Raw genomic sequence first — 25,474 nt, 5'->3', positions numbered from 1 at the left:
GCTGACCTCCGGCGCGTTATACACTTGTATAACACAACCAACGAGTCGGTTCAACGGATGTTTTACGGATGGCGAATGCGTCAGCCCATCGCCTCCAGCTCGTCGATCATTCCGGCGATGACGCTGAGCCCGCCGTCCCAGAACTTTGGGTCCTTCGCATCTAACCCGAATGGCCGCAGCAGCTCGGAATAGTGCTTGGTGCCGCCGGCGGCGAGCATGTCGAGATAGCGCTCGGCGAAACCCTCGGCCGCGTTCTCGTAGACGGCATAGAGCGAGTTCACGAGACAGTCGCCGAACGCGTAGGCGTAGACATAGAACGGCGAATGGATGAAGTGCGGGATGTACATCCAGTAGTTCTCGTAGCCCGCCTTGATCTCGATCGCCGGTCCAAGGCTCTCGCCCTGCACCGACAGCCAGATCTCGCCGAGCCGCGTCGCGGTGAGCTCGCCGTTCTTGCGCTCGGTGTGGACCGCACGCTCGAAGGAATAGAACGCGATCTGCCGCACCACGGTGTTGATCATGTCCTCGACCTTGCCGGCGAGCAGCGCCTGGCGCTGCTTCGCGCTCTTGGTCTGGGCCAGCAGCCGCTTGAAGGTGAGCATTTCGCCGAACACGCTCGCGGTCTCCGCCAGGGTCAGCGGCGTCGGCGCCATCAGCGCGCCGTTCTTTGCCGCGAGCACCTGATGGACGCCATGGCCGAGCTCATGCGCGAGCGTCATCACGTCGCGCGGCTTGCCCTGGTAGTTCATGAGAACGTAAGGGTGCGCTGACGGCGTGGTCGGATGCGAGAACGCCCCGGGCACCTTGCCCGGCCGGACCGGCGCGTCGATCCAGCGGTCGGTGAAGAAGCGCTCGGCGATATCGGCCATTTTGGGCGAGAAGCCGCGATAGGCCGTCAGCACCATGCTGCGCGCCTCCGGCCAGGCGATGACATCGGTCGCCGCGAAAGGCAGCGGCGCGTTGCGGTCCCAATAGGCCAGCCGCTTCTTGCCGAACCATTTCGCTTTCAGCGCATAATAGCGATGCGACAGTTTCGGATAGGCTGCGCGCACCGAGGCGACCAGCGCATCGACGACCTCGCGCTCGACACGATTGTTCAGATGGCGGGAATCGGCCACGTCCTTGAAGCCGCGCCAGCGGTCGGAGATGTCCTTGTCCTTGGCCAACGTGTTGGTGATCAGCGCAAAGGTGCGCTCATTGGCCTTGAAGGTCTTCGCCAGTGCCTCCGCCGCGCTCTTGCGCTTGGCGCCGTCGCGATCCTGCAGCAGATTCAGCGTCGGCTCGATCGCGAGCTCCTTGGCGCCGACCTTGAAGCGGAGGCTGGAGATGGTCTGATCGAACAGCCGGTTGAAGGCTGAATAGCCGGTCTGCGCCTTCTCCAGGAAAAGCTGCTCGAGCTTGTCGTCGAGCTGGTACGGCTTCTCCTTGCGCAGATCCTCGATCCAGGGACGGTAGTGCGCGAGCTCGGCGGCCTGCATCGCGCGATTCAAAATATCGTCATCGATCCGATTGAGCTCGAGCGCGAAGAACAACAGATGCGTGGACGCCGCCGTCAGCCGCTCGGACACGTCGCCGTAAAACTTTGAAATCGCAGGGTCCACACTGTCGCCGGCATGGACGAGCCCGGCATAGGAGCCGAGACGGCCGGCGAGATCGTCGATCGCCTCATAGCGTCGCACCGCCTCGGCGAGCCACTTTCCGCCATCTTCGTTTGCTGTCCCTGTCCCCAGCTTGCCCCTGTAGTCCGTCTCGAAGGCGACGCAGTCGGCATCCATTCTCTCGAGGTCGCGCGCCACCTCCGGCGCCTCGATCCCGGAATAGAGGTCGGCCAGGTTCCACTCCGGAAGCTTGCCGGTCTTGCTCGCAGCTTTGGAGGGTGCAGCTTTGGAGGGCCTTGCCTTGGGGGCGGATTTTTTGGTGCTTGGCTTGCGGAGAGCGGGCTTGCCGGGAGCGGACTTCTTGAGAGCGGACTTGTTCAAGGCAGATTTGTTCAAGGCGGACTTGGAGCGCGAATTCATTGTGTGGGAAACCTGTGTTCAACAATCGCGGCGGCAGGCGGGGGCATCAAGGTTTAAGCGTGCGTTAATCGGCTTCGGCCAGAGTGCCCCGATTCGAGACAGATAGTAGTAGCGTGCGGGGAACACCATGGCTGCCAGTATTTTGATCGCCGACGACGACGCTGTAGCCCGCCGGCTGGTCGAGAACATGGTGCAGAAATGCGGCTATGAGACGGTCGTCGTGGACTCCGGTGACGCCGCAATTGCCGCCCTCACTGCCCCCGACGGACCGGCCATCGACGCCGTCATCCTCGATCTCGTGATGCCCGGCCTCGACGGCATGGGCGTATTGGCGAAGATCCGCGAAGCCGGCCTGAGCGTCCCCGTCATCGTGCAGACCGCTCATGGCGGTATCGACAACGTGATCTCCGCGATGCGCGCGGGCGCAGCCGATTTCGTCGTCAAGCCGGTCGGCGTCGAGCGGCTCCAGGTCTCGCTTCGCAACGCGCTCAACACGTCCGCGCTCAAGGGGGAATTGCAGCGCATCCGTCACAGCCGCGAAGGACGGCTCACCTTCTCCGACATCATCACCCGCTCCGAAGCGATGACGGGCGTGATGCGCGCCGCCCAGAAGGCGGCAAACTCCGCGATCCCCGTGCTGATCGAGGGCGAGTCCGGCGTCGGCAAGGAGATGTTCGCGCGCGCAATCCATGGCAGCGGCGAGCGCAAGGCCAAGCCGTTCGTTGCGGTCAATTGCGGCGCAATTCCCGACAACCTCGTCGAGTCCATCCTGTTCGGCCATGAGAAGGGCGCCTTCACCGGGGCCACCGAGCGGCACACGGGCAAGTTCGTCGAGGCTCATGGCGGCACGCTGTTTCTGGACGAGGTCAGCGAGCTGCCGCTGACGGCGCAGGTAAAGCTGCTGCGTGCGCTCCAGGAAGGCGCCGTGGAATCGGTCGGCGGCCGCAAGCCGCTCAAGGTCGACGTCCGCATCATCTCGGCCACCAATCGCAAGCTGCTGGAGCGGGTGAAGCAGGGACAATTCCGGGAAGACCTGTTCTACCGGCTGCACGTGCTGCCGCTGACGATCCCCTCGCTGCGCGCGCGGCGTGAGGATATCCCGCACCTGCTCAGGCATTTCATCGCGCGCTTTGCCGCCGAGGAGAGCCGCCCGATCACCGGGATCAGCGGCGAGGCGGTGGCCCATCTTGCCCAGCTCGACTGGCCCGGCAACATCCGCCAGCTCGAGAACGCGGTCTATCGCGCCGTGGTGATGAGCGACGGGGACCAGCTTGGTCTCGGCGACTTCCCTCTGCTCGCCTCGCAAGCGCATCCCGTCACGGATATTCCGACCGCTCCGTTGCTGCTCGAGCCGGCGGCGACGCCCTCCGTAGTGTCGGGTAATGAAATACCAATCGCCCCGCTCCCCGCGGTGGGAACGCTGTCTATGCTCACTGCGACCGGGGATGTCCGCCCGCTGGAGGACATGGAGAACGAGATCATCCGTTTCGCGATCTCGCATTATCGCGGCCAGATGTCCGAAGTGGCTCGCCGACTCAAAATCGGCCGCTCGACGCTCTACCGCAAACTCGACGAGGCCGGGGTTCCCGGGCATGGCGGCAAAAGCGGCGAGGAGACGCATTGAGCCCAGTGCGAACGAAGCTTCGCGCGGCGGTGCGAGATCGCTCTAAGCCGTTCGCGTGACGACGGAATTCGTCTGCGATTTGAACCGTGACTTGGAAGTGACAGACAGAGGGAAAAGCGCGTGGCAGAAGCGTACAATCCGTTGCCAAGAGGCTCCCTTGAAGTCAGTTTGTCGTGAGTTGCCCCGGGCAGCGCTGGCCGCAAAATCGGGGCCTGTATATCGTCTGCGTCAGAATCGTTGCGTGCAGGCGTGCAACTTTCGAGAGGCCGGCGCGGTTTAGCCGAAACATCAATAAGCGATAACGACCTGTTCCATGAAGGAACAGTTCACCCGAGGGGTGCGACACAATGCGTGACTGTTTGAACCACCGTGTGGGCTTTGACCGTGTCTTGATGACGGTCGCGGCGACCTTCCTCACGGTGTCGGCCAGCTCGGTCCTGGCGCAGGATCTGCCGCGCAGCAGCGCCGCGGAACTCGCGATCGAAGCCGCGATCCCGCGCCCCGAACCGGCAAACGTCCCGCCCCCGACTGCAGCCGACATCAAGCTCGACACCACCGCCACGGTGCAGGATTCCACGAAGGACGTCGCAAGGGATTCCGCCAAGGTGAACGTCGCGCCCACGGCGGACAAGGTGGAGACCAAGCCCTCCGACGTTGCCACCACACCCGCGCCGGAAGCGCCGAAGAGCGAGACTGCGAAAACCGAGCCGGCCAAGGCCGACACCGCAACGGCCACGCCGGCGGCTCCCGCAGCACCGGCCGCCGAACCGGTGAAGGCCGCAAGCAACGTGCCCACCGCCGACCAACCGGTCGCGGACAAGCTCAAGGACATCATCGGCGCTAAGACCTCGCGCCATTTCGACCGCAAGAACGAGCGTGCAGCGATTGAGAAGTTCTATGGCGCGCGCGACTTCGCGCCGGTCTGGACGCAAGGCGGCAACCTGACTGCTGCGGCCAAGGGCGTGATCGCACGGCTCAAGGACGCGGCGTCCGACGGTCTCAATCCCGCCGACTATCCGGTGCCGGATTTCGCCGCCACGACCCCCGATGCGCTGGCTGATGCCGAGCTCAAGCTCACCGCCAGCATGTTCGACTATGCGCGCCACGCCCAGAGCGGCCGCATGCATTGGTCGCAGGCGAGCGGCGACATTCTCTATCCCGAGCATCCGGTCGATCCCGGCGAAGTGCTCGCCAAGATCACGACGGCGGCGGACGCCTCCGCGGCGCTCGAGAGTTACAACCCGCCGCACAAGCTCTACAAGGAGCTGAAGGCCAAGCTCGCCGAGCTGCGCGGCCAGGGCAGCGGTCCGGTGATCGAGATCGCCGACGGCCCTGCGCTGAAATACACCCCTGCCGGCAAGAAGCAGGCTGAGATCGTCGTGGAAGATCCGCGCGTGCCGCAACTGCGCGCCAAGCTAGGCCTCGCCGAGAACGCGAGCGACACCCGCTATGACGCGGCGGTCGCCGAAGCCGTGCGCAAGTTCCAGAGCGGCGCCGAGCTGAAGGCGACCGGCATCCTCGACGACAAGACGGTCAAGGCGCTCAACACCCCCAAGCGCGACAAGCAGATCGACGTGGTGCTGGTGAACATGGAACGCTGGCGCTGGCTGCCGCGCGAGCTCGGCGCGCCGTCGCTGGGTGATGCCTATGTCATCCTCAACATTCCCGATTTCACTTTGAAAGTGATGCAACGCGGCCAGCAGGTCTGGACCACACGCGTCGTCACCGGCAAGCCGGGCAAGCAAGCCACCCCGCTCCTCACCGAGACGATGAAGTACATCACGGTGAACCCGACCTGGAATGTGCCGCCATCCATCGTTTACAACGAGTACCTGCCGGCATTGCAGCAGGACCCGACCGTGCTTCAACGCATGGGCCTGAGGCTTGAGCAAAACCGCGACGGCTCGGTGCACATTTCGCAGCCGCCGGGCGAAGCCAACGCGCTCGGCCGCATCCGCTTCAACTTCCCGAACAAGTTCCTCGTCTATCAACACGACACGCCGGACAAGCATTTGTTCGCCAAGGAAGAGCGCGCCTTCAGCCATGGCTGCATGCGCGTGCAGAATCCGGATCAGTACGCCTCCGTTCTGCTCAACATCGTCATGCCGAACGAGAAGTACACGCCGGAGCGCATCCGCAGCATGTACGGCAAAAGCGAGATCGACCTGAAATTCCCGACCCCAATCCCGGTCAACATCACCTATCAGACCGCGTTCGTGGATGAGGCCGGCAAGCTGCAGTTCCGCAAGGACGTCTATGGCCGCGACGCGGCCATGATCAACGTCCTGAAGAACAACCGCGGCAAGGACCTCGAGGCCGTCGTGGCGCATTCCCAGCCGAGCTATTCGCGTCCGGCAACGACGCTGCCCTCCGGAGTGGCCGTGGCCAACAACGGCAGCGGCTTCGGCTCGTCCGGGCCGAACTTCTTCGAGCGGCTGTTCGGGGCGCCCACCCAGGCCGTGCCGCCGGCACCGGTCGGCCGCCGTCCGCAACAGCAGCGGGTGTTTACCCGCTGACGCCCGTCCCGCACTCGTTTTCCTGAAATTCTGCAAGGAAATCAGCGACCCCGTCCCCAGGATGGGGTCGTTGACGTTAACCATGCTGCGACCTGCGATGGGGCGGCGGGCGTTTTTTTGCCACAGTCAACCGCTTAGGATCGTAATCTGACTTGGTTTGGGGGCGAGAAGGTCAACCTCAAATTAACCTTCTCGCTTTAAGAAAGCGTTCATCCTCTTTCGCGCTGCTAACGGGGTTGGCGGGAGAGTCCATTTGAACGCTCGTCGACTGGGTGGGCTCATACGTGCTGACTGGTCTCGCACGCCAATTCGTTGTGCTGTCGTTGTCCCATGCGGGCGTGAAGGCCGGATCCCGGATCGGCCTTGCGGCTGCATTGCTGCTTGCGGCCGCCGGTTCGGTTCATGACGCCGCCGCTCTGAACGAGACCAAGACGCTCTCGTTCCACCACACCCATTCCGGCGAAGACCTCACCGTCACCTTCAAGCGCGACGGGCGCTACGACGAGGCGGCGCTGAAGCAGCTCAACCACTTCCTGCGCGACTGGCGTACCCAGGAACAGACGGTCATGGACCGTCGCCTGTTCGACATCCTCTGGGAAGTCTATCGGGACGTCGACGGCAAGCAGCCGATTCAGATCATCTCCTCCTATCGCTCCCCCGCCACCAACGCCATGCTCCGCCGCCGCTCCTCCGGCGTGGCGCGCGCCAGCCAGCACATGCTGGGCCATGCGATAGACTTCTTCATCCCCGGCGTACCGCTGGAGCAGATCCGCTTCGCCGGCCTGCGCCTGCAGCGCGGCGGGGTCGGCTTCTATCCGACATCCGGCTCGCCTTTCGTGCACCTCGACACCGGCAGCGTCCGGCACTGGCCGCGGATGACGCATGACCAGCTCGCCCGCGTCTTCCCGGACGGCAAGACGGTGCATCTGCCAACCGATGGCGTGCCGCTGAAGAACTATGAGCTCGCCAAGGCCGAGATCGAGCGGCGCGGCAACGGCGATGATGCCGGCAGCAAGCCGAATTTCTTCGCAGCCTTGTTCAGGAGCAAGCCGGCAGCTCCGGCCGCCAGCGACGAGGATGACGAGGGCGCGCCCGCCCCGGCCGCGAAGCCGGCGGCACCGACCGTCGTCGCAGCCGCCGCCAAGCCCGCCGAGCCGGTGCCGACGCCGCGCGCCAAGCCGCAGATCGCCGCCGCGATCCAGCTCGCGTCGGCCGATGCGCAGATCGTCGCGCCGCCCAAGCCGAAGCCCGCGCCCGTGGCTGACAAGCCCGCTTCCGGCAAGCCTGTTGACGGAAAGCCGGAGACCCCGGCCGACATCATCAATGCGCGCGGCTTCTGGGATGACGTTCCGGCCACGCCGCAGCAGGCGACGCCGGCGCAGGTCGCCGCGCTGAAGGCGCGCCAGGCGCTGGCCGCGGCCACCGATCCGCAACCGACCGCGAGCGTGTCCAACGCGGCCCTGCAAGCCCTGGCTTACGCGCCGGCGGCCTCCCCGGTCGACCGCGCCAATGTCGTCGCCGCCTCGGCGCCGATCCCGCGCACCACCCGCCCCCGCAGCGTGGCTCAGGCGCCGGAGATCAACAGCGTGGTCGGCAAGAGCGTCGACGGCAGGGTCGCAACCGCGACCCGCCTGTCTGCGGCCAAGGGCGAGAGCATCTGGCTCAAGATCGTGATGCTGTCGCCGAGCGCCAGCCACGCGATGTCGGTGACGCTGATGGGCGAGCTCGATACCGCGGCGCTGCGCGGCTATTTCGTCAAGCCGCGCTCCGTGATCGCGATGGGCTTCTCCGACGACCCAATGCAGGGCCTGTCCTGCGACAATTTCTCGGGCAGCGCGACCGCAAAGCTCGAGACGACGTCGTTCGTCGTGCGCACCGCCGCGCTGCGCTGAGTCCTCTGTACCAGCAAAGCTCTCTCTGTTCGTCCTTGCCCGGGGTTGATCAAGCCGGCAAGCCGGCCGCGATGAGGCCGGCCTCGTGACGCTGCCGGTCGGGCTCGCGCTTGTAGTGCAGCGTCGCAAGATAAGCTGCCACCGAGAATCCCGGTTCGCGCTTCAAGACCTCGGCGGCGTGAGCGCCGGCCGCGATCGCGTTCTTCATCTGCGCGAATGTCGCCGCCAGGAACGCATGATGGGTATAGTCGGGGCGCGTGATCCTTGAAAACGCCTCGGCGGCCTCGGCGTATTTCTCCGCGCAATAATAGGCGCGGCCCAGATGGCTCCAGAAGCGCTCGGGATGATAGGGGTTGAGACGCATCGCTTTCCTGATCCAGTCGATGCCTTCCTCCGGCAGGCCCAGCCAGGTCAGAAGCTCTCCCTGTTGCACGACGACGAGGTCGTAGTTCGGATTGAGGGCGAGTGCACGCTCCTGGTGATAGGTGGCCTTTTCGTAGTCGTGTCGCGTCAGATTGAGCGCGGCGAGAATTCGGTGTACGTCCGCGTCGTTGTCGTCGAGCGCCAACGCAATTTCCAGCTCCGAAGCAACCTGCTCGAAGGTCGCCTCGCGGTCGGCGCACCAGCCATAGATCCAGCACTGACCGAGCACGCATGCCTTCCAGGCATGAGCGTGGGCATAGTTCGGATCCATCGCCAGCGCACGGTTGAGCAGCGTCTGCGCCTGAGCGTTGTCGTCGCGGGTTGATCGATGATGCAGGAGCTTTGCAGCCAGCACGCATTCGTAAGCGGGCATGTTGTCGGTCGGCTTGCGCTTGGTGCGGTCGTGCGTTGCGGCTTCTACTCGCCCCGGCAACGTCGCCACGATCGCGCGGGTCATCTCGTCCTGGATGGCGAAGATATCCCGGAGCTCGCGGTCGTAACGTTCGGCCCAGATATGGCGGTCGGTCTCTGCATCGATCAGCTGCACGGTGACGCGGACGCGCTCGCCGGCCTTGCGAACGCTGCCCTCGATGACATAGTCGACTCCGAACTCACGGCCGATGTCCTGGACCTTTACGGCCTTTCCCTTGTAGACGAACGTCGAGTTGCGGGAGATGACGAGCAGGTCGTGGAAGCGCGAAAGCTCGGTGATGATGTCCTCGGTGAGACCGTCAGCGAAGAACTCCTGCTCCGGATCGCCGCTCATATTGGCGAACGGCAGCACGGCGATGGACGGCTTCTTCGAAACACCCGGCGGCGTCAGAGCACGATTGGACCCGTCAGGCAGGCTTGCGGGCCCCTCCGCCAGCCGAATGCGGAAGATGCGGATTGGACGGGCGATGTTCTTGACGCTCTGTTCACCGAGATCGTCGAACTGAACGCCGTCGAGCCGGTCGCCGACCTGATCGCGCACCGCGCCGGAGACGCAGATTCCTCCGGGCTCGGCCAGCGTCTCCAGCCGCGCCGCGACGTTGACGCCATCGCCGAATATGTCGTTCTGATCGACGATGACGTCGCCGAGATTGATGCCGATGCGGAATTGGATCCACCGCGGCGGCGGGACGTCGGCATTGCGCCGCGCCATGCGGCGCTGAACCTCGGCCGCACATAGCACGGCATCGACGACGCTGTGGAATTCCGCGAGCATGCCGTCGCCGGTCGTCTTGATGATACGGCCGCGATTCTTGGCAATGGCGGGATCGATGAGCTCGACACGATGGGTCTTGAGGCGCGCAAGGGTGCCGGCCTCGTCGACCTCCATCAGCCGGCTGAAGCCGACCATGTCGGCAGCGAGAACCGCGGCAAGCCTGCGCTCTGGTCCCGGCACATCCATCGCTCGGTCCCTTCACCGAGCAACCTAGCAGATGCCGAGATTTTGCCCAAGCTTGGTGCGCTGCAACGCCGACCGGGCGGGGCGCCTCAGAGCATCCCCAGCGCCTGCATGTAGGTCTCGAGGATGGTCTCTGCCTCGGCGCGCTCGTTGGGGTCCTGCTTGCGCAGGCGCACGATGGTGCGCAGCGCCTTGACGTCGTAGCCGTTGCCCTTGCTTTCGGCATAGACGTCGCGGATGTCGTCGGAGATCGCCTTCTTCTCTTCCTCCAGCCGCTCGATGCGCTCGATGATGGATTTGAGCTGGTCCTTGGCGAATTTCGTCGCGGGCTCGTCGTCGCGGACGGCGGCGGAGGTGGCCATCTTGGTACTCCCAATGGAACTGGCAAAACGAGGTGACGCCGGCATCCCTCACCGCGCGTGCTGGGTAGACCCTTAGGGTCGGCGCTCCCAGCGTTCAAGCAAGCATCACGCTCGTCCACAGCGCGCCCACACCTTCCTGCGCCGACGCATAGAAAGCTGTTGTGTGGTGCGACTCAGGGCTCGGCGATGGGCCGTTCAATGCCCGTGGGGATGGACCTTCTTCATCGCCTCGAGCTGCTCGGGCGTGGCCGTGCCCTGGTGCTTCGCCTTCCAGGTCTCATAGGGCATGCCGTAGACGGCCTCCCGGCTCTCGTCCTTGCTCAAGGCGACGCCCTGGGCGTCCGCGGCGTCCTTGAGCCAGTTGGACAGGCAATTGCGGCAGAAGCCGGCCAGATTCATCAGGTCGATGTTCTGGACGTCGGTGCGGCTCCGCAGATGCTCGACCAAGCGCCGAAAAGCGGCCGCCTCGAGCTCCGTTCTGGTTTTGTCGTCGATTGCCATGGCTGTCTTCCTCAAGGTCCGTTCCGGGGCAGGGTTACGGGATCAGGTGGGTCTTGTCACAGATTTTGCCATATCGCGGCGCAAAGGGGCCACTGCCCGGCTGCCCCCGGCCCAACGCCAAATCGTCAATGATCTGGTATAGCTTCCGCGACAATGACTGCCGAATCTCCCCGCTCCCCGCTTTACCTGCTCGCCCGGTTGGTCCCGGTGCTGGTGGTCGCCCTGGCGTGCCTCTACGCCGGCCCGGCCTCCGCCGATTTCCGCCTCTGCAACAACACGTCGAGCCGGGTCGGGATCGCGCTCGGCTACAAGGACGCCGAGGGCTGGACCACCGAGGGCTGGTGGAACATCTCGTCCCGTTCCTGCGAGACGCTGCTGCGCGGCACGCTGGTCGCCCGGTACTACTACATCTACGCCATCGACTACGACCGCGGCGGCGAATGGTCGGGCCAAGCCTTCATGTGCTCCCGCGACAAGGAGTTCACCATCCGCGGCACCGAGGATTGCCTGGCCCGCGGCTATGACCGCACCGGCTATTTCGAGGTCGACACCGGCGAGCAGCGCGCCTGGACGGTGCAGCTGACCGACGCCAACGAACAGCCGGCGCAGCAGCGCGTGCCTGGCCTGCCCGGCCCGGTGGGCCCGGGCGGCGTTCCGGGTTTGCCCAATAGCCCGCCCGGTGCTACGCCCCCGGGCTCGCCCGGCCTGCCACCCCCGTCTGGAAATAAGCCATGAGGCGCCTTCGCCGTATCAAGATTCTCGCGACCCTGGGACCAGCCTCTTCAGACCTCGCGATGATCCGCCGCCTGTTCGAGGCCGGCGCCGACCTGTTCCGCATCAACATGAGCCACACCCCGCATGACAAGATGCGGGAGCTGGTGGCGACGATCCGCAACGTCGAGAGCAGCTACGGCCGGCCGATCGGCATCCTGGTCGACCTGCAGGGCCCGAAGCTGAGACTGGGCTCCTTTGCCGAAGGGGCGATCCAGCTCCAGAACGGACAGACCTTCACGCTGGATTCCGACAAGACGCCCGGCGATGCCACGCGCGTCCAGCTCCCGCATCCGGAGATCCTGGCGGCGCTCAGGCCCGGCCATGCGCTGCTGCTCGACGACGGCAAGGTGCGGCTGATCGCGGAGGAGACCTCGAAGGAGCATGCGGTGACGCGTGTCGTGGTCGGCGGCAAGATGAGCGACCGCAAGGGCGTCAGCCTGCCCGACACCGACCTGCCGGTCTCGGCGATGACGCCCAAGGACCGCGCCGACCTCGAGGCCGCCCTCGTCACCGGGGTCGACTGGATCGCGCTGTCCTTCGTGCAGCGCGCCGACGACGTCATCGAGGCCAAGAAGATGATCCGCGGCCGGGCCGCCGTGATGGCCAAGATCGAGAAGCCGCAGGCGATCGACCGCCTCGCCGACATCATCGAGGCTTCCGATGCGCTGATGGTGGCGCGCGGCGACCTCGGCGTCGAGCTGCCGCTGGAGCGGGTGCCGAGCCTGCAGAAGCAGATGACGCGGATGGCGCGCCGCGCCGGCAAGCCGGTGGTGATCGCGACCCAGATGCTGGAATCGATGATCCAGTCGCCGGTGCCGACCCGCGCCGAAGTCTCCGACGTCGCCACCGCGGTCTATGAGGGCGCCGACGCCATCATGCTGTCGGCGGAATCGGCGGCCGGCAAATTCCCGGTCGAGGCGGTCTCGACCATGAACCGCATCGGCGAGGAGGTCGAGCGCGATCCGACCTACCGTTCGGTGATCATGGCCCAACGTCCGGCGCCGGAATCCACCGCGGGCGATGCCATCGCCGACGCCGCGCGGCAGATCGCCGAGACGCTCGACCTGCCGGCCTTGATCTGCTGGACCTCATCGGGCTCGACCGCCGTGCGCGTGGCGCGCGAGCGGCCGAAGCCGCCGATCGTGGCGATCACGCCGAACATCACCGCCGGCCGCCGGCTCGCGGTCGCCTGGGGCGTGCATTGCGTGGTGGCGGAGGACGCGCGCGACCAGGACGACATGGTGAGCCGCGCCGGCCAGATCGCCTTCCGCGACGGTTTCGTCCGCGCCGGCCAGCGCGTCATCATCGTCGCCGGCGTGCCCCTCGGCATCCCCGGCACCACCAACATGGTGCGCATCGCCTCGGTCGGCCCCGAGGGCGACGCCAACATGTGAGGCCCGCCGGGGGCGGCCAAACAAAAAGTCGAAAAACAACCCCATGCACAGTAGCCGGCCACTCTGGCCGGTCTTGCCGGGGTTTTGCGAAAAGGCACGCTCGGGCAATGGCCTGAGCGCGATCAGGTCGCCTTTTGGCTCGCGGCGCGATTTCTTCAGGTCCCGACCAGCGCCGTGTTCGCAGGCAGCAGCGTCTGCTGCACCAGGCCGCTATCGCTAGGAACCGGTTATATGGCCACCACCGTAGAATCCGAAGCCCGCGCCCGCCCGACGCTGGGCATCGTGCTCATGGCGGCCGCGATGCTTTCGATCCCGCTGGTCGATGGGATCGCCAAATATCTGAGCGCCGACTATTCGCCGCTCTTCATCGCCTGGGCGCGCTACGCCGTGGCAAGCGCCGTCGTCCTTCCGGTGGCCGCGATCAGGTACAAAGGAGAGATCTTTCCCGCCGAACGGCGCGCCTCCCATATGCTGCGGACGGTGTTCCTCGTCACCGGGATGACGCTTTACTTCCTGTCCATCGCGACCGTTCCGCTGGCTACAGCCGTCAGCGCCTATTTCGTGGGGCCGGTCATCGCGGTCGCGCTCGCCGCCATGGTCCTGAAGGAGCGTTTGACGCAACGAAAGATCGCGAGCCTGGCGCTGGGCTTCACCGGCGCCATCGTCATTCTGCGCCCGGACGGCGACATCGAGCCCGGCATCCTGCTGGCGCTCGGCGCCGGGCTAACGTTCGCGCTCTATCTGATCGCAACGCGGCAGGCTTCTCTGGTCAGCGATCCCGTCAAGACGCTCGCCTTCCAGTGTGTCGTCGGCATGGTGCTCCTGACGCCACAAGCCATCTTGACCTGGACCACACCGGCTTGGGACGCTGTCATGTTCTTTCTGGCTTTGGGTGCGCTCTCTGCTGTCAGTCATGTCCTGTCCATCGCGGCATTTCGCTTCGCCGAAGCGTCCACCCTGTCGCCGCTGGTCTATCTCGAACTGCTCGGTTCCACAGCCATCGGCTATCTTGTCTTCAAGGATATCCCGCAAGGCTCCACGATCGCCGGAGCCGTCCTCATTGTGACCGCCGGGCTCATTCTTCTGAAGCGTCCCACCGGGGTTGATCAGTCCGGCCGGGAAAATGCTGATGCAGCAGGATAACAGGGAGCTTGGGCCAGATCCCGGTGGCGGGTCGGCTCAGGCGCCGACCAGCGCCTTGGTCGTCGGCAGCAGCGTCTGCTGCACCACGAGGCCGCGGGCACGAGCGTCCATGACGCCGACGGCGCGCAGCGCCAGCAGGGTCACGGTCTGCACCGCATCGCGCATCTTGACGGGATCATCGAGATTGTCGGGCGCGAGCGGGCCGACGAGCGCCTCATGCAGCGCGCCGAGCAAGGCGGTGGCCGCAAGCGCGGTGTCCTGCGCCGGCAGATGGCCGGCACGCACGGCGGCGTCGATCCGGGAGGCGATCTCGCCGGCGATCTCGCGCCGGCTGGCAAGGCGCGAGGCGCTGACATCGACATCGACCGGCTCGGCCAGGATGCCCCAGGCCAGCCTGCGCTGCGACAGCGTATGCACCGCCACGGTGGTCACGGCGGCCGCCAGCGCCGAGGACGGCCCCGGCGCGGCATCGGCCGCCCTTCGGATCGCCGCGAGCTCGTCGCGGGAGACCTCGGCAATGAGCTCGGAGATCAGCTCGGCCTTGGAGGGGAAATAGCGGTAGACGGTGCCGGCCGCGACATTGGCCCGGACCGCGACCGGCGCGATCTGCACCGCCGCCATCCCGCCTTCCGCCGCCGCCTCCCGCGCCGCCGCCAGAATGGCGCTGCGCCGCGCCGCAAGGCGCTTCACCACTTGATGCGTCCGCCGATAAACCATGGCGCGCTTCCTGTCCCACACGCCGGCCGCACGCCCTGCGGCCGAACGCTTCTCACGCAATAGATGCAAATCGCCCCGCAAGGACTGAACAACTATTCAGGGTGAATGACAAGATGCAAATGCGTGAAGCGCCATGGCGAGCGGACGGGGGCGTCAACACTATGTTGGCGGCATCCCGGTCGAGGCGGCCTCCAACGGTGCCCATCGGTGGCAGTTTGCCAGGAGCGGAGGGGCCAACCTCAACTTCTCTCCCGTCCAGGCGACCTGCAACGAACCGACGCGAGACTGAACGAGTAATCTTCGAGGGCTTAACCGGCCGGTTCACAATTTGACGTCAGTGGGTGCAACTTCGCCTCAGAGTGTTCCATGTCGATCGGGCTACATGCATCTACTTATAAGTTCATTTATCTTGTTCGCAGCCGCACGTTGACGTATGCCTGGCCAGCATGCTGATGGCATCGATCTTCACTGCCAGGAAGCTTTAGAGCCTGAGCTACTTTGGCGCTCTCTCGAGCTGCGGTGGAGAGTCTCATGGACCAACGGAGCGTGCGTCATGAAGCGGCTCTCGGGCCTCGCGCTCATCCTCCTTCTGATGCCGACACCAGACGGCGCGGCAGCCGCTGAATTATTCTCGGTGCGGTGTGAGGGTGGCGCGCCTGTCCGCCCGTACTTTGCAACGTTCGACATCGATGCCAAAGCTGTCGTGTTTGAGACGCCGCCGATAGACCTCGAAACAAATTTCGGCATCACTACACGTTCTGGAGAGATCATTTCCAAAAGTGATGGAAAGATCGAATTCATGCTGCGCGTTCGTCCAGGTCGGATCGACCTGATCTTTGATAGCAACAAGAAGACGATGACTTGGCCGGGACTCGACGACCCCACCTTTCGGCCGACATTAACCCATCCGTGCACTGTCACGCCTCCGAGAAGCATTTTGAGCTTCGGGGTTCGCGATCCCATTCTGAATCCGATCTCTGTACGCTGTGAACACACGGGCGCTGTGTACTTCACGATGGATGCAGCTTCGAAACAAGCACTCTTCGAGCGTGGCAAGGAGGGAAGAGGGTTTCGCGGTGAAGTCACCGATGCCGGCCAGGATGAAGTCACGCTGTCGATGAATTTCGAGGTCCCCCGCCGGATCGTATGGAACAGAAGCCGCCAGACCATCACTATTGAAGGCATCGATGGCGATGCAGCGCGACCTCGCACCGTCGTGCAATGTCAAGAAGTCCCGCCTCGAACAATGATGGAATTCCATAGAGAGTCGCAGCAGTAAGAGACGCCTCTCCACGGCAGCAACAATCAAAGAAAACGAAAGACTGGGCGACCGTGCCGACGACATGAACGTTGATGGTGCGTCGTCATGAGACGCAAACTCGCTGCACGCGGAGCAAGCTGCGCCATTCTCGTTCTGGCGTTGCCCACAGCCATCTTTTCGGCCGAGCAGCCGACCAAGAACCAAACCCTCCAAGTCCGATTCGCGGCACATTTGGTCCCGGCAAGCTCATCTTGGAGAGGAGAACGAAAGATGCTGCTCACAGCCGGATCCGAGCTGCCCGTTATGTACTTTCTCGATAGGCCTCCGAGCGATATTCGCACGTCAACATTACCCACGACGGCCAAGGAAGTACTGCTGGCGAGAGTGCGGCTACTGGGGACTGCGGCCGGCCTGGGTGGGCGGATTCCACCGGGAGGCCGTGGGAACGATTCTCTCCGGGAGCGTCTCGCGGTCAGCCTCAGGGTTCTCGAAGTCCAGAGCGGAAATGCATCGGTCGACTCGGTCTTCGACGCGACGTTCGGAGTAACTGATCAAACCCATTCCCTAATTCCGGTGCCGCGTACCAAGTCCGAGCTGGAGAGGGATTATTTTGTCGTCGTGTACGCGGACGATGGCGGTCATTGGCATTTGGCCGGATTTCCGATGAGCAAGGCAGAGTATCGGAGTTGAGAAGAGAAATTCTGGAACGATGAGCGCGAGCGCATGGGCATCAGGCCCTAAACGCTGCAGGTCGACCCGGAGGACCGATTCGAGCCCTCGACTACTCGCGACTTTGACGTGCAATCACGCAAAGTTCCCGCATTGATTAATACAACTTTAACTGGCTATCCATAGTCATACGGTTGTAAATTGGAATTCGGCAATGCATTTCACGAGCGGGCTTTCTGCGGTTCAGCGACCCGGCTCTGCTCGTGATGTTCCCGGCGTTCCCGGCGCCGATGGCGCCTTGATGCTGGAACGCGCGGCCATTTCCTCCGATCTGCGAGAGGTCATGTCCCTGCCCGCGGCCGACAGGCTGCGGCGATCGTGGAGGGCGAAGCAGCGCGGCAATGCGCTTGCAGCGATCGCCGTTGTCGTCTGCTCGATGCTGGCAGGCGCGCTCTACACTCTGGCCATGGGAGAGGACGTCAACTGGGATTGGCAGAACTACCACGAATACAATGTCTGGGCCGTTCTCAACGGCCGCTATGGCGTCGATGTGGTCCCGCCGGGCTTTCAGACCTACTTCAATCCGCTCGTCTATCTCCCAGTCTACTATCTCCGCCATGTGCTGCCGGCGCCCTATGGGCTGATGATCATCGGCGCTGTTCACGGCCTCAACCTTGCGCTGATCTGCCTGTTCGCGCGTCTGGTGCTGCGCCAGGCCGCAACCATCGCGCCGGTCATAGCAGTGGTCGTCATCGCTGCCTCGGGTCCGATGACGCTCTCGGAAGTCGGCACGAGCTTTTCCGACGTGCTGCTGGCCTTGCCCGTGATCGGCGGCTGCCTTCTGATCCTGGTGGCGGATCGCCGACCCGCGATCTGCGTCCTGCTCGCGGGATTGCTGATCGGTGCCGCCGTCGGGCTGAAGCTGACCAATGTCGTCTACGCGATCGGCGCTGCCGCTGCGCTGCTCGTCTCCGCGCGTCCGCTTCGCGCGATCGCGCTTCTTGGCATCGGCGGGATGGCCGGCGCGGCGCTCACCGGCGGCGGATGGTGCCTGATCACGTGGCGCGACACCGGCAATCCGATCCTCCCGCTGTTCAATGCACTGTTCCAGTCGAGCGAGGTGGCCGGCGTCAACCTGATGGATGCGCAGTTCATGCCTCATGGCGTGCTCGACGCATTGGCCTACCCCTTCTACTGGCTGATCGGCGACCACCGCGGCGCGGAGCATCCGTTCCGCGACGCGCGCTTCGCGGTGGTGATGGTCCTGCTCGTGCTCGGCCTGTGGGTCCGCGCGAGGCGCAAGAGCGCGATCCTCACCCGGGGTGACGTGCAGCTGGTGGTGCTGTTTGCGGCCTCTTACCTCGCATGGCTCGGCTTGTTCTCGATCCAGCGCTATGCGGTGGTTCTGGAGCTCCTGTGCGGTCCGCTGATCGTTCTCCTGCTCACGCGCCTCGCCGCGAGCACCGGACCGTCATCGCTGACGGCGTCCCCTCGTCCGCTCGCCGTGTTGACGTTGACGCTCGCAGTCGCGATCGCAGCGTGGTCGCAGCCGGCGGACTGGTGGCACCGCCCCTGGTCCGACGTCTACCGGCCGAAGATCGCCCACGAGCTCGATCAGCCCGCGACCTATTTCATCCTCGGCAAGCCGCTGGCCTATATCGCGCCGCAGCTGCCCTCCCAATCGCGCTTCTACCTGCTCGCCGATATCGCCGTGCCGATCGTCCCCGGCGGCATCTTCGACCAGCGCATTCGCGCCGGGCTGAAGACGCCGCTGCCCGGCGGCGTCCGCGAATTGCACATGCGCGGCGATCCGGACCGCAGCGCGCTGCTGGATCGCTACGAGCTCACCATCGATCGCTCCCGGCCCTGCGTCACCATTGAGGGCGCCCGCCCCGGCACGGTGATCGAAAGTTGCCCGCTGATCGCGCGGACTGCGCATTAGTCGCCGTCCGCGCGGAACTCAAACTTGAGAACCATCGCGCCTCTCGAACAGAGGCCTCACCCTTTGAGCGTACAATGAGTCATGGCAAGCTTGGCACAGGCAATCCAGCATCAGTAAGGATCTACGCGTCCCTCACCGTGGTCGCTGCGGCCATTCTGCTGGCGGTTGTCATATTTGACTTCCAACTGGCAGCAGCCCAGTCGTTCCCATCGTTCGTACGTGACCCAGGCGGCTTTCCGGTTGGTCGAGATTTTCTGAACACTTGGATAGGCGGCCGATCGGCTTTTTCCGGCGGCCCTGCGGACTGGTTTGATTCCAGCGCCTACATGGCTGCGATAGCGAAGGTGACCGGCATTCCCGATTTGGCACCTCTGTATTGGTCGTATCCGCCGCATCTTCTGTTCTTCATTTGGCCCTTTGGTTTGCTCGGTTTTCTGCCGTCGTACATTGTGTGGTGCGTCACCGGGCTTGCCCTGTACGTTTGGGCGGCAACATCATGTGGTGTCGAACGAAAATACTGGGTGTTTCTGGCCGTCGCACCTGCCGTCACGGTTAACGTATTCCTCGGCCAAAATGGCTTCTTGACCGCTGCGCTCTTGATCGGCGGTCTGGCAAACCTCGAGCGGCGGCCGATACTCGCTGGAATTTTGTTTGGTATGCTGACTATCAAGCCGCAACTCGGACTCCTGCTTCCGATCGTGCTGGTGCTGGGAGGGCACTGGCGAGTCATTGGTTCAGCCGTCGTCATGACGGTGTCGCTTGTCGCCGCGACTGCAGCATGGTTTGGGCCAGAAATCTGGATCGCATATTGGCATAAAGTTTTGCCGCAACAGCACGAACTGCTCGACGTGGCAGGTATCATGGGCTGGCCGATCGTTGCCTCAGCCTTGATCAACGCCCGCCTTGCGGGTCTTCCCGCTGATTTGGCCTGGGTGGTGCAAGGAGCGGCGTCGGTATGCGCCGTCGGTGCGGTAGTTTGGACGTTCTGGCGCAAGCGCGATCCGATCCTCTCACTAGCGCTCTTCGTTACCGCCACCTTCTTGTTTTCACCCTGGATCATGAACTACGACATGGTCGTATTCGGATGGATTGTCGCGCTTCTGCGTCAGCGCGGAAACGAAGCATTCGCCGATCAAATTCTTTCGCTTGCGTTGTGGATGCTGCCTATTCGGATGTTTCCATTCGGCTTCGCGCAAATACCGATTGCTTTACTGATCCACCCCTTGTTCGCCGCTCGTCTGCTGTGGCGGTTGTCCAATGATAGATCAAAGCAAGCCTCGTCAGTGACGTCGCCAGCGTTAGCTTGAGTGGCGACATCTCCTATTGCGTGACACCATCACGAGGGCAATCTTGAGCAGCGTTCTCACGCGCGGACATCCCTCGTGCGAAGGCGCAACATCCATCGGTTGTGCATCAAATGAGCGCGAAGCTTCAGTAAATTGGGAGCCGCGTTTCGCTTCCGGCGCTCAGCCGACAATCTCCGGCTTTCAGCCGGCAGACCGTTTTGGACCCAAAGCGGGCGATACCTGTCACCCTTTCATCCCATCCAGCTTGGGATGATTATTGTAAATGTTGTCGTGAAGCATGGTGTCTATTCGAGCGATGATATCGCCGACCGACGTTCTCAATCTCAGGAACTCTTCTGCTGAAGAGGCTTCTTGGGCAAGCGCGAGCGCCCGGGATAGCTCCTCAATGCTCCGCTCTATATGTAGTTTGAATCTCGCGGCTGGCTCTGCGTCCATGGTACTCTCTCGCGGGAATTTCGCCTACATTGGCAGCGTACCAGTTCTTCGGCCCCAAAAGTCTTTCAATTCTAGCGTCTCAAATCCGATCAGAGCGTGACCGAGTTCCTCAGCTCGTTCGCGTGAGAGCGAGCTGCGCCGATGCGGCCTCGGCACTCCGCCAGGCTGCGCAGCGTCCGAGGATCAGCCCGAACACGATCAGGATCGCCGGGAAGCCGACCGGTTGCCCGAGAAACAGGAAGCTCGCAAGCAGCGCGAAGACGAGCGCCAGCGCCATCACCTCGTGGCGTGCGAAACCTTCATCGAGCCCGGCGCGGATGAGGAACGCCACCGCGATGCCCAGCACGACCAGATCGTACATGAAAAGATAGGGCGTCGTGAGCAGCGTCGCCGTGGCGAGCATCGCTGCCTTGAGGGCGTAGGGCAGCCGGCTCCGCCACACCACGACCAGCGCCACGGCAACAGCTGTGGTCAACACCCACTGGAAGATCCATGCGAGCTGCTCGGTGCCGCCGAGATAGCGCACCAGCGCGAAGATGCTCTGCATCTTGAACCAGGGCGCCCTGCCCTCGGTCAGAAAGGCCTGGGAGAACATCGGAATCCAGTGGAAGAACGCCTGCCAGCTTTCGGTGCCGAAGGCGAACCAGGATAGTGCAGCGATCGCAACGGTGACGATCGCGGCGCTGAACAGCACGGTCCATTCGGCGGCGGCGAAGAGAACCAGCGGAAACAAGAGACCGTATTGCGGCTTGTAGCTGAGAAGGCCGAGACAGATGCCGGCCAGCACCGGCCGCGTCGGCAGCAGATAGAGCATGCCGCCGATCAGCGAGGCCGTGAGGAAACCGTTCTGCCCGACCAGGATGTTGAGGAAGGCTGCCGGAAATCCAACCGCAATCACAAGGCCCGCATTGCGTCCGATGATCGCGCGCATCACGGCGAGATAAGGCACCATGCTGAAGGCGGCCCAGCCGATGAAGGCGATCGCATAGGGAAATTGCGCGAGGAAGGACGCGACGAACAGGAAGGGCGGCGGATAGTGCCAGGCGAAATGGCCGACGAAATCCTGCTTGAGCAGCGCAAGCTCGACCTGCTTCTGAATGTCCCAATCCCAGGCCTGCGCGGGATGCCCCTCGAGCGCCAGTCTTCCGGCCGCCCAGACGTTGACGAAATCAGTGGGGATGCCGCGCCCGTCGGCGTCAAAGATCCAGAGATGGGCGAGATAGGCCGTCGGAAAATACGCCAGCGTGACGATCGCCAGCACGAAGGAGATGTTGACGAGGATCGCTGGGACCGCACCGTGACGGCCGATTGCAGGCGGAACGGAGGAGGCTTCGGCCATGCGGCTTCCTTGCGCGATGATGTGAGGCGGATGCGCCCAAGCCATACACCCGAGTGGCTTGAAGGAGGCTTAAGCCTGATCGTCGAACGCCCCGCGCCGATTCCTGGACAACGCAAAAGAGCCCCGTCGATGACGGGGCCCTTCGCTATTCCGCTGGTCGTCCGGCCTTACTTGAGGCTGGTCGAGATCGAGCTGAACTTCGTGTTCAGCGTGGTGCCGAGGTTGTTGACGACGGTGATGATCGCCAGCGCGATGCCGGCAGCGATCAGGCCGTATTCAATGGCGGTGGCGCCGGATTCATCCTTCATGAAACGCGCAACGAGGTTCTTCATAGAGTGCTCCAAATGAGTACACGAGGCTACAACTGATCTGGTCTCTTCGGCTTCCCAGCGCCGCCCGACCATGGCAACTGAACGTAGAGGCAAAGAATTGCACCGCAGTTAATTCGGCTGCGTAAACACCGAGCGGATTGCGTGTATCGGCCCATGGTAAATCCAAGTTCGAAACAATCCGTTAAATTGTAAGCATCTGACGCCGGCCTGGCGCGGCCGGTTTACCCGAAGTTATGACCGGCGTGGTCCAATGCCGCCCGCTCGGGCCGGCAAGAACAACCAGGACGACGAGACGGCATGTCCCTTTCTTTCGCCAACAGCATCGCGGTGCAGGGCCGCGCGCGTGCCCTGGTGCCGTTGTGCGTCGGCGCCGGCGCCTATCTGTTCTTCCTGTTCCTGGGCGATACGCTGCTTCAGGATTCCGACTCGTTCTGGCAGATCAAGATCGGGCAATGGATCCTCGATCACCGCGCCATGCCCATGATCGATTTCTATTCCTTCACGCGGACGGGCGCGCCGTGGATCTCGACGTCCTGGCTGTCGCAGGTCGCGTTCTCCTTCTCGCATGCACAATGGGGCTGGGCAGGCCCCGTCATCCTCACCGCGGCCGCCATCGCGCTCGCACTCGCGATCCTCGTGTATCTGCTCGAGGCGCATATCGGAGCCCCGCGCGCGGTGCTGTTCGCGATGCTGGCGCTGCTGCTGTCGATCCATCACGTCCTGGCGCGGCCGCATATTCTGGCGCTGCCGGTGATGGTGGCGTGGGTCGGCTTGCTGATGGCGGCTGCGAGCCGCCGGAGCGCGCCGTCCTGGACCTGGCTGCCGCTGATGGCGCTGTGGGCGAACCTGCACGGCGGCTTCGTGCTCGGGCTCGCGCTGATCGGCCCGATCTCGCTCGAAGCGGTCGAGCATGCCGAGAAGGGACGGCGGCTCGCCCTGTTCATGCGCTGGGTGCTGTTCGGAATCGGGGCGCTGATCGCGAGCTGCTGCACGCCGTACGGCTGGCGAACGCTGCAGGGCGCGACCAACATCCTCAGCCTCGGCGAATTGCTGACGCTGATCGTCGAATGGATGCCGGCGAACTTCGCCACGTTCACCCCGTTCGAAGGCGCCCTGCTCGCCCTGATCGCATTCGGTTATTATCGCGGCCTGGTGCTGTCGGCACCCCGGATCTTCCTGATCCTCTTCCTGACCTGGAGCGCGCTGAGCCACGTCAGGAGCATCGACGCATTTGCATTCCTGGTGCCGCTGGTGCTGGCAAAGCCGCTCGGCGAGATGTTCCCGCAGCCGGCGCTTGAGCCCGCCGGTGCCGACAGCTGGCCCGGCCGCTATGTCACGGCGCTCGGCGCGCTGATGATCGTGGCGGCAAGCTGGACCTCGACCTCGCTCTATCTGGGGCACCACCGCTTCACCTTCACGATGACGCAGACGCCGGTCGCGGCGGTCGACCTGCTCGAGCAACGCAAGGTGCAGCGCGTCTTCAACGCCTACCAGTTCGGCGGCTATCTGATCTCGCGCGATATTCCTGTTTTCGTCGACGGCCGCGCCGAGCTCTACGGCGAGAAATTCATCATGGACTTCTTCAAGGCGACCGAGGGCAAGAAGCCCGAGCTGTTGCCGCGCCTGCTCGACGAGCACAAGATCGATGCGACACTGCTGGGCGCGGATGCGCCGGGCCCGCAGATCCTCGACCAGCTCACGGGCTGGAAGCGGATCTATGCGGACGACATCGCCGTGATCCACGTGCGCGACGCCGCAGACGGCGCGACCGCGGCGCCTTCGAAGTGACGACCCGCTCCAGCGCGCGTCTTCGGCCTCAGCGACTTCATCAGATGGTTCCTTCCAGCAAGCCGATCCTGACAGATCCGGCGCGTTCCGCCCCGGACCGAGCCGTGGCGATGATCGTGCTTGCGATGCTGGCTGTAGTCTCGTTTGTTCCGGTGCTGCTGACGCCCATTCCGGCGATGGTCGATTATCCCAATCACCTCGCCCGCATGTCTGTTCTGAGCCAGAACGGCACCGCGGGTGCAAATCCGTATTACGAGGTGAGGTGGGCCTTCTATCCCAACCTCGGAATGGACCTGCTGGTCCCGCAGCTGGCGCGGCTGATGAGCGTCGAGAACGCGACGCGGCTGTTTCTCCTGCTGAGCCAGGTCCTGATCGTCACCGGTGCGCTTCTGCTCGAATGGGTCAGGAAGGGACGCATCCATCTCGCCGGCTTCGCCGCGCTCGCTTTGCTCTATTGCCTGCCGTTCAGCTGGGGTTTCGTGAACTTCGAGTTCGGGCTCGGCCTCGCGCTCTGGGGCATCGCCGTCTATCTGATGCTGGCGGAAGGCCCCTGGCCGCTGCGCTTCATGGCCAATCTGATCTTCGTCGCCGCGCTCTATGTGGCGCATTTCTTTTCGCTCGGCATCTATGGCGCAACGCTCGGCCTTTTCGAGCTGTCGCGCGTCCGCCAAGGGCGGGTCGCGTATTCCGTCGCGGCCGCGCGGCTTGGCGCGCTGGCCCTACCGGCGCTTGCGCTGCTTGCGATCATGCATGTCACGGCAGGCGCGATCGGAAGCCAAGGCAACGATTGGTTCCTCGCATTCAAGCCGGTCTGGCCGCTCCGCATCATGAACGGCTACAATCTGACGGCCGCGGCGGTGACCGGGCTGACCCTCATGACCGCGTTGCTGTTCGCCGTAAGGCGCGGCTTGCTCAGGCTCGAGCCCGCCGGGATTTGGATCGCGCTCGGTCTTGCGCTCCTGTACGTGGCCATTCCCTCGAGGCTGTTCGGGACCTCTTTCGCCGACCTCCGCGTGTTTCCTGCTGCGGCGCTGATCCTGCCGGCGTTCTGCTCGCTGTCGCTGCCAAGCCGGGCTTGGCGGATGGCTGCACTCGCTGCGATCGGCGGCATCACGCTGATCAATCTCGCCGTTGTCTTCACGGTATGGCTGCCCTACCGCACTGACTACGCGGCCATTGTCGAGTCGTTCCGCAAGGTCGAACGTGGCTCGCGCGTCCTCGTCAGCAATGCGGACGAAGCTGGCGACCCGCCCTTCGCCGATCTCACGGCGTATCCGATGTATTATGCGCCAACGCTGGCGGTGCACTATGCCAATGCGTTCGTGCCCAATCTCTTCACGGAGGCGGGCAAGCAGCCTGTTCGGGCCGTCGAGGCCGTGCGCCATCTTGCCACTCCGGATGGCGGACTGGTGTCCTCAGGCCTGCTCACCGCGATAGCAGCGGGCCACCCGCCGGCGGACTCGCCGCGCTTTGTCCGCACCTGGCACCGGGATTTCGACTACCTCTATGTGCTGGGACCGCGGGCCGCAAACCCGCTGCCGGATCTGCTGGAACTATTGGAGACCTCGGATCGGTTCGTGCTCTACAGGATTCGCCGCAAGTCCTGAGAAAGGCGACCTTAACCACCTGCCCGTAGACTTCCGTCCC

At 64.0% G+C, this 25,474-nt stretch carries 20 protein-coding genes; 12 read left to right on the top strand and 8 right to left on the bottom strand.

Features of this window, described 5'->3' with window-relative positions; translation table 11 throughout:
- Positions 1-80: 80 nt before the first annotated feature.
- The gene (locus GA0061099_RS12360) at positions 81-2,018 is read right to left on the bottom strand and encodes a M3 family oligoendopeptidase (RefSeq protein WP_036021937.1); all 1,938 of its coding nucleotides are present in this window, start codon (positions 2,016-2,018) and stop codon (positions 81-83) included.
- A gap of 127 nt (positions 2,019-2,145) precedes the next feature.
- Here GA0061099_RS12360 and GA0061099_RS12355 point away from each other — a divergent pair, with 127 nt between their 5' ends.
- From GA0061099_RS12355 to mepK, 3 genes are all read left to right on the top strand, one after another.
- Positions 2,146-3,642 carry a sigma-54-dependent transcriptional regulator gene (locus GA0061099_RS12355; protein WP_036021934.1) on the top strand — a complete coding sequence of 499 codons (1,497 nt, stop codon included), beginning with the start codon at positions 2,146-2,148 and terminating at the stop codon, positions 3,640-3,642.
- Between the two features lie 347 nt (positions 3,643-3,989).
- Positions 3,990-6,158, top strand: coding sequence for a L,D-transpeptidase family protein (locus tag GA0061099_RS12350; RefSeq protein ID WP_036021931.1), 2,169 nt, complete (start codon positions 3,990-3,992; stop codon positions 6,156-6,158).
- A gap of 284 nt (positions 6,159-6,442) precedes the next feature.
- Positions 6,443-8,050, top strand: coding sequence for a peptidoglycan L,D-endopeptidase MepK (mepK, locus tag GA0061099_RS12345; protein ID WP_225139255.1), 1,608 nt, complete (start codon positions 6,443-6,445; stop codon positions 8,048-8,050).
- A 49-nt stretch (positions 8,051-8,099) separates the two neighbouring features.
- On the opposite strand, the gene GA0061099_RS12340 is transcribed toward mepK, so the two are convergent.
- From GA0061099_RS12340 to GA0061099_RS12330, 3 genes are all read right to left on the bottom strand, one after another.
- Positions 8,100-9,866 carry an adenylate/guanylate cyclase domain-containing protein gene (locus tag GA0061099_RS12340; protein WP_035998656.1) on the bottom strand — a complete coding sequence of 589 codons (1,767 nt, stop codon included), beginning with the start codon at positions 9,864-9,866 and terminating at the stop codon, positions 8,100-8,102.
- An 86-nt stretch (positions 9,867-9,952) separates the two neighbouring features.
- Positions 9,953-10,225, bottom strand: coding sequence for a DUF2312 domain-containing protein (locus tag GA0061099_RS12335; protein ID WP_018641571.1), 273 nt, complete (start codon positions 10,223-10,225; stop codon positions 9,953-9,955).
- A 195-nt stretch (positions 10,226-10,420) separates the two neighbouring features.
- Positions 10,421-10,726 (bottom strand): DUF1244 domain-containing protein, encoded by a 306-nt coding sequence (locus GA0061099_RS12330; RefSeq protein ID WP_035998652.1) that lies wholly within the window; start codon positions 10,724-10,726, stop codon positions 10,421-10,423.
- A gap of 153 nt (positions 10,727-10,879) precedes the next feature.
- On the opposite strand from GA0061099_RS12330, the gene GA0061099_RS12325 reads away from it, so the two are divergent.
- The 3 genes from GA0061099_RS12325 to GA0061099_RS12315 all read left to right on the top strand — a co-directional run bounded on the left by GA0061099_RS12325 (position 10,880) and on the right by GA0061099_RS12315 (position 14,037).
- Positions 10,880-11,461 (top strand): DUF1036 domain-containing protein, encoded by a 582-nt coding sequence (locus tag GA0061099_RS12325; RefSeq protein ID WP_035998649.1) that lies wholly within the window; start codon positions 10,880-10,882, stop codon positions 11,459-11,461.
- Positions 11,458-12,894, top strand: coding sequence for a pyruvate kinase (gene pyk, locus GA0061099_RS12320; protein ID WP_036021924.1), 1,437 nt, complete (start codon positions 11,458-11,460; stop codon positions 12,892-12,894). The genes GA0061099_RS12325 and pyk overlap by 4 nt, the downstream gene beginning before the upstream one ends.
- 231 nt (positions 12,895-13,125) lie before the next feature.
- Positions 13,126-14,037: a DMT family transporter gene (locus GA0061099_RS12315; protein ID WP_036021920.1), complete on the top strand. Its 912-nt coding sequence runs from the start codon at positions 13,126-13,128 to the stop codon at positions 14,035-14,037.
- Between the two features lie 36 nt (positions 14,038-14,073).
- On the opposite strand, the gene GA0061099_RS12310 is transcribed toward GA0061099_RS12315, so the two are convergent.
- The gene (locus GA0061099_RS12310) at positions 14,074-14,754 is read right to left on the bottom strand and encodes a TetR/AcrR family transcriptional regulator (RefSeq protein ID WP_057028549.1); all 681 of its coding nucleotides are present in this window, start codon (positions 14,752-14,754) and stop codon (positions 14,074-14,076) included.
- Between the two features lie 553 nt (positions 14,755-15,307).
- Here GA0061099_RS12310 and GA0061099_RS12305 point away from each other — a divergent pair.
- The 4 genes from GA0061099_RS12305 to GA0061099_RS12290 all read left to right on the top strand — a co-directional run bounded on the left by GA0061099_RS12305 (position 15,308) and on the right by GA0061099_RS12290 (position 19,933).
- Positions 15,308-16,033: a hypothetical protein gene (locus GA0061099_RS12305; RefSeq protein ID WP_141697581.1), complete on the top strand. Its 726-nt coding sequence runs from the start codon at positions 15,308-15,310 to the stop codon at positions 16,031-16,033.
- Between the two features lie 252 nt (positions 16,034-16,285).
- Entirely contained in the window at positions 16,286-16,705 is a 420-nt protein-coding gene (locus tag GA0061099_RS12300) for a hypothetical protein (RefSeq protein WP_036021905.1), read from the top strand.
- Positions 16,706-17,027: 322 nt separating this feature from the next.
- Complete coding sequence (locus GA0061099_RS12295) at positions 17,028-18,626, top strand: glycosyltransferase 87 family protein (protein WP_083235099.1); 1,599 nt, start codon at positions 17,028-17,030, stop codon at positions 18,624-18,626.
- A gap of 74 nt (positions 18,627-18,700) precedes the next feature.
- Positions 18,701-19,933 carry a glycosyltransferase family 87 protein gene (locus GA0061099_RS12290; protein WP_081492866.1) on the top strand — a complete coding sequence of 411 codons (1,233 nt, stop codon included), beginning with the start codon at positions 18,701-18,703 and terminating at the stop codon, positions 19,931-19,933.
- Positions 19,934-20,155: 222 nt separating this feature from the next.
- On the opposite strand, the gene GA0061099_RS12285 is transcribed toward GA0061099_RS12290, so the two are convergent.
- From GA0061099_RS12285 to GA0061099_RS12275, 3 genes are all read right to left on the bottom strand, one after another.
- Positions 20,156-20,368 carry a hypothetical protein gene (locus GA0061099_RS12285; RefSeq protein WP_036021901.1) on the bottom strand — a complete coding sequence of 71 codons (213 nt, stop codon included), beginning with the start codon at positions 20,366-20,368 and terminating at the stop codon, positions 20,156-20,158.
- A 109-nt stretch (positions 20,369-20,477) separates the two neighbouring features.
- Positions 20,478-21,707: a glycosyltransferase family 87 protein gene (locus GA0061099_RS12280; RefSeq protein ID WP_036021898.1), complete on the bottom strand. Its 1,230-nt coding sequence runs from the start codon at positions 21,705-21,707 to the stop codon at positions 20,478-20,480.
- Between the two features lie 167 nt (positions 21,708-21,874).
- Complete coding sequence (locus GA0061099_RS12275; protein ID WP_035998610.1) at positions 21,875-22,039, bottom strand: Flp family type IVb pilin; 165 nt, start codon at positions 22,037-22,039, stop codon at positions 21,875-21,877.
- Between the two features lie 297 nt (positions 22,040-22,336).
- Between GA0061099_RS12275 and GA0061099_RS12270 the strand changes: the two genes are divergently transcribed.
- A complete protein-coding gene (locus tag GA0061099_RS12270) occupies positions 22,337-23,827 on the top strand; it encodes a hypothetical protein (RefSeq protein WP_074447703.1) in 1,491 nt (496 codons plus the stop codon).
- A 110-nt stretch (positions 23,828-23,937) separates the two neighbouring features.
- Positions 23,938-25,434 carry a hypothetical protein gene (locus tag GA0061099_RS12265; RefSeq protein WP_225156416.1) on the top strand — a complete coding sequence of 499 codons (1,497 nt, stop codon included), beginning with the start codon at positions 23,938-23,940 and terminating at the stop codon, positions 25,432-25,434.
- Positions 25,435-25,474: the final 40 nt, after the last annotated feature.

Origin of the sequence: Bradyrhizobium yuanmingense (genome assembly GCF_900094575.1) — a bacterium.
Taxonomy (GTDB): Bacteria; Pseudomonadota; Alphaproteobacteria; order Rhizobiales; family Xanthobacteraceae; genus Bradyrhizobium; species Bradyrhizobium yuanmingense.
This window is presented reverse-complemented; position numbering and strand designations above follow the sequence as displayed.

Coding starts and splice junctions, on each gene's coding strand:
- GA0061099_RS12350 (WP_036021931.1), top strand. CDS start 3,990: ATGCGTGACTGTTTGAACCACCGTGTGGGCTTTGACCGTGTCTTGATG.
- GA0061099_RS12265 (WP_225156416.1), top strand. CDS start 23,938: ATGATCGTGCTTGCGATGCTGGCTGTAGTCTCGTTTGTTCCGGTGCTG.
- GA0061099_RS12295 (WP_083235099.1), top strand. CDS start 17,028: ATGTCCCTGCCCGCGGCCGACAGGCTGCGGCGATCGTGGAGGGCGAAG.
- GA0061099_RS12315 (WP_036021920.1), top strand. CDS start 13,126: ATGGCCACCACCGTAGAATCCGAAGCCCGCGCCCGCCCGACGCTGGGC.
- GA0061099_RS12300 (WP_036021905.1), top strand. CDS start 16,286: ATGCTGCTCACAGCCGGATCCGAGCTGCCCGTTATGTACTTTCTCGAT.
- GA0061099_RS12340 (WP_035998656.1), bottom strand. CDS start 9,866: ATGGATGTGCCGGGACCAGAGCGCAGGCTTGCCGCGGTTCTCGCTGCC.
- GA0061099_RS12335 (WP_018641571.1), bottom strand. CDS start 10,225: ATGGCCACCTCCGCCGCCGTCCGCGACGACGAGCCCGCGACGAAATTC.
- GA0061099_RS12285 (WP_036021901.1), bottom strand. CDS start 20,368: ATGGACGCAGAGCCAGCCGCGAGATTCAAACTACATATAGAGCGGAGC.
- GA0061099_RS12325 (WP_035998649.1), top strand. CDS start 10,880: ATGACTGCCGAATCTCCCCGCTCCCCGCTTTACCTGCTCGCCCGGTTG.
- GA0061099_RS12330 (WP_035998652.1), bottom strand. CDS start 10,726: ATGGCAATCGACGACAAAACCAGAACGGAGCTCGAGGCGGCCGCTTTT.
- GA0061099_RS12355 (WP_036021934.1), top strand. CDS start 2,146: ATGGCTGCCAGTATTTTGATCGCCGACGACGACGCTGTAGCCCGCCGG.
- GA0061099_RS12310 (WP_057028549.1), bottom strand. CDS start 14,754: ATGGTTTATCGGCGGACGCATCAAGTGGTGAAGCGCCTTGCGGCGCGG.
- pyk (WP_036021924.1), top strand. CDS start 11,458: ATGAGGCGCCTTCGCCGTATCAAGATTCTCGCGACCCTGGGACCAGCC.
- GA0061099_RS12360 (WP_036021937.1), bottom strand. CDS start 2,018: ATGAATTCGCGCTCCAAGTCCGCCTTGAACAAATCTGCCTTGAACAAG.
- GA0061099_RS12275 (WP_035998610.1), bottom strand. CDS start 22,039: ATGAAGAACCTCGTTGCGCGTTTCATGAAGGATGAATCCGGCGCCACC.
- GA0061099_RS12290 (WP_081492866.1), top strand. CDS start 18,701: ATGAGTCATGGCAAGCTTGGCACAGGCAATCCAGCATCAGTAAGGATC.
- GA0061099_RS12270 (WP_074447703.1), top strand. CDS start 22,337: ATGTCCCTTTCTTTCGCCAACAGCATCGCGGTGCAGGGCCGCGCGCGT.
- GA0061099_RS12305 (WP_141697581.1), top strand. CDS start 15,308: ATGAAGCGGCTCTCGGGCCTCGCGCTCATCCTCCTTCTGATGCCGACA.
- GA0061099_RS12280 (WP_036021898.1), bottom strand. CDS start 21,707: ATGGCCGAAGCCTCCTCCGTTCCGCCTGCAATCGGCCGTCACGGTGCG.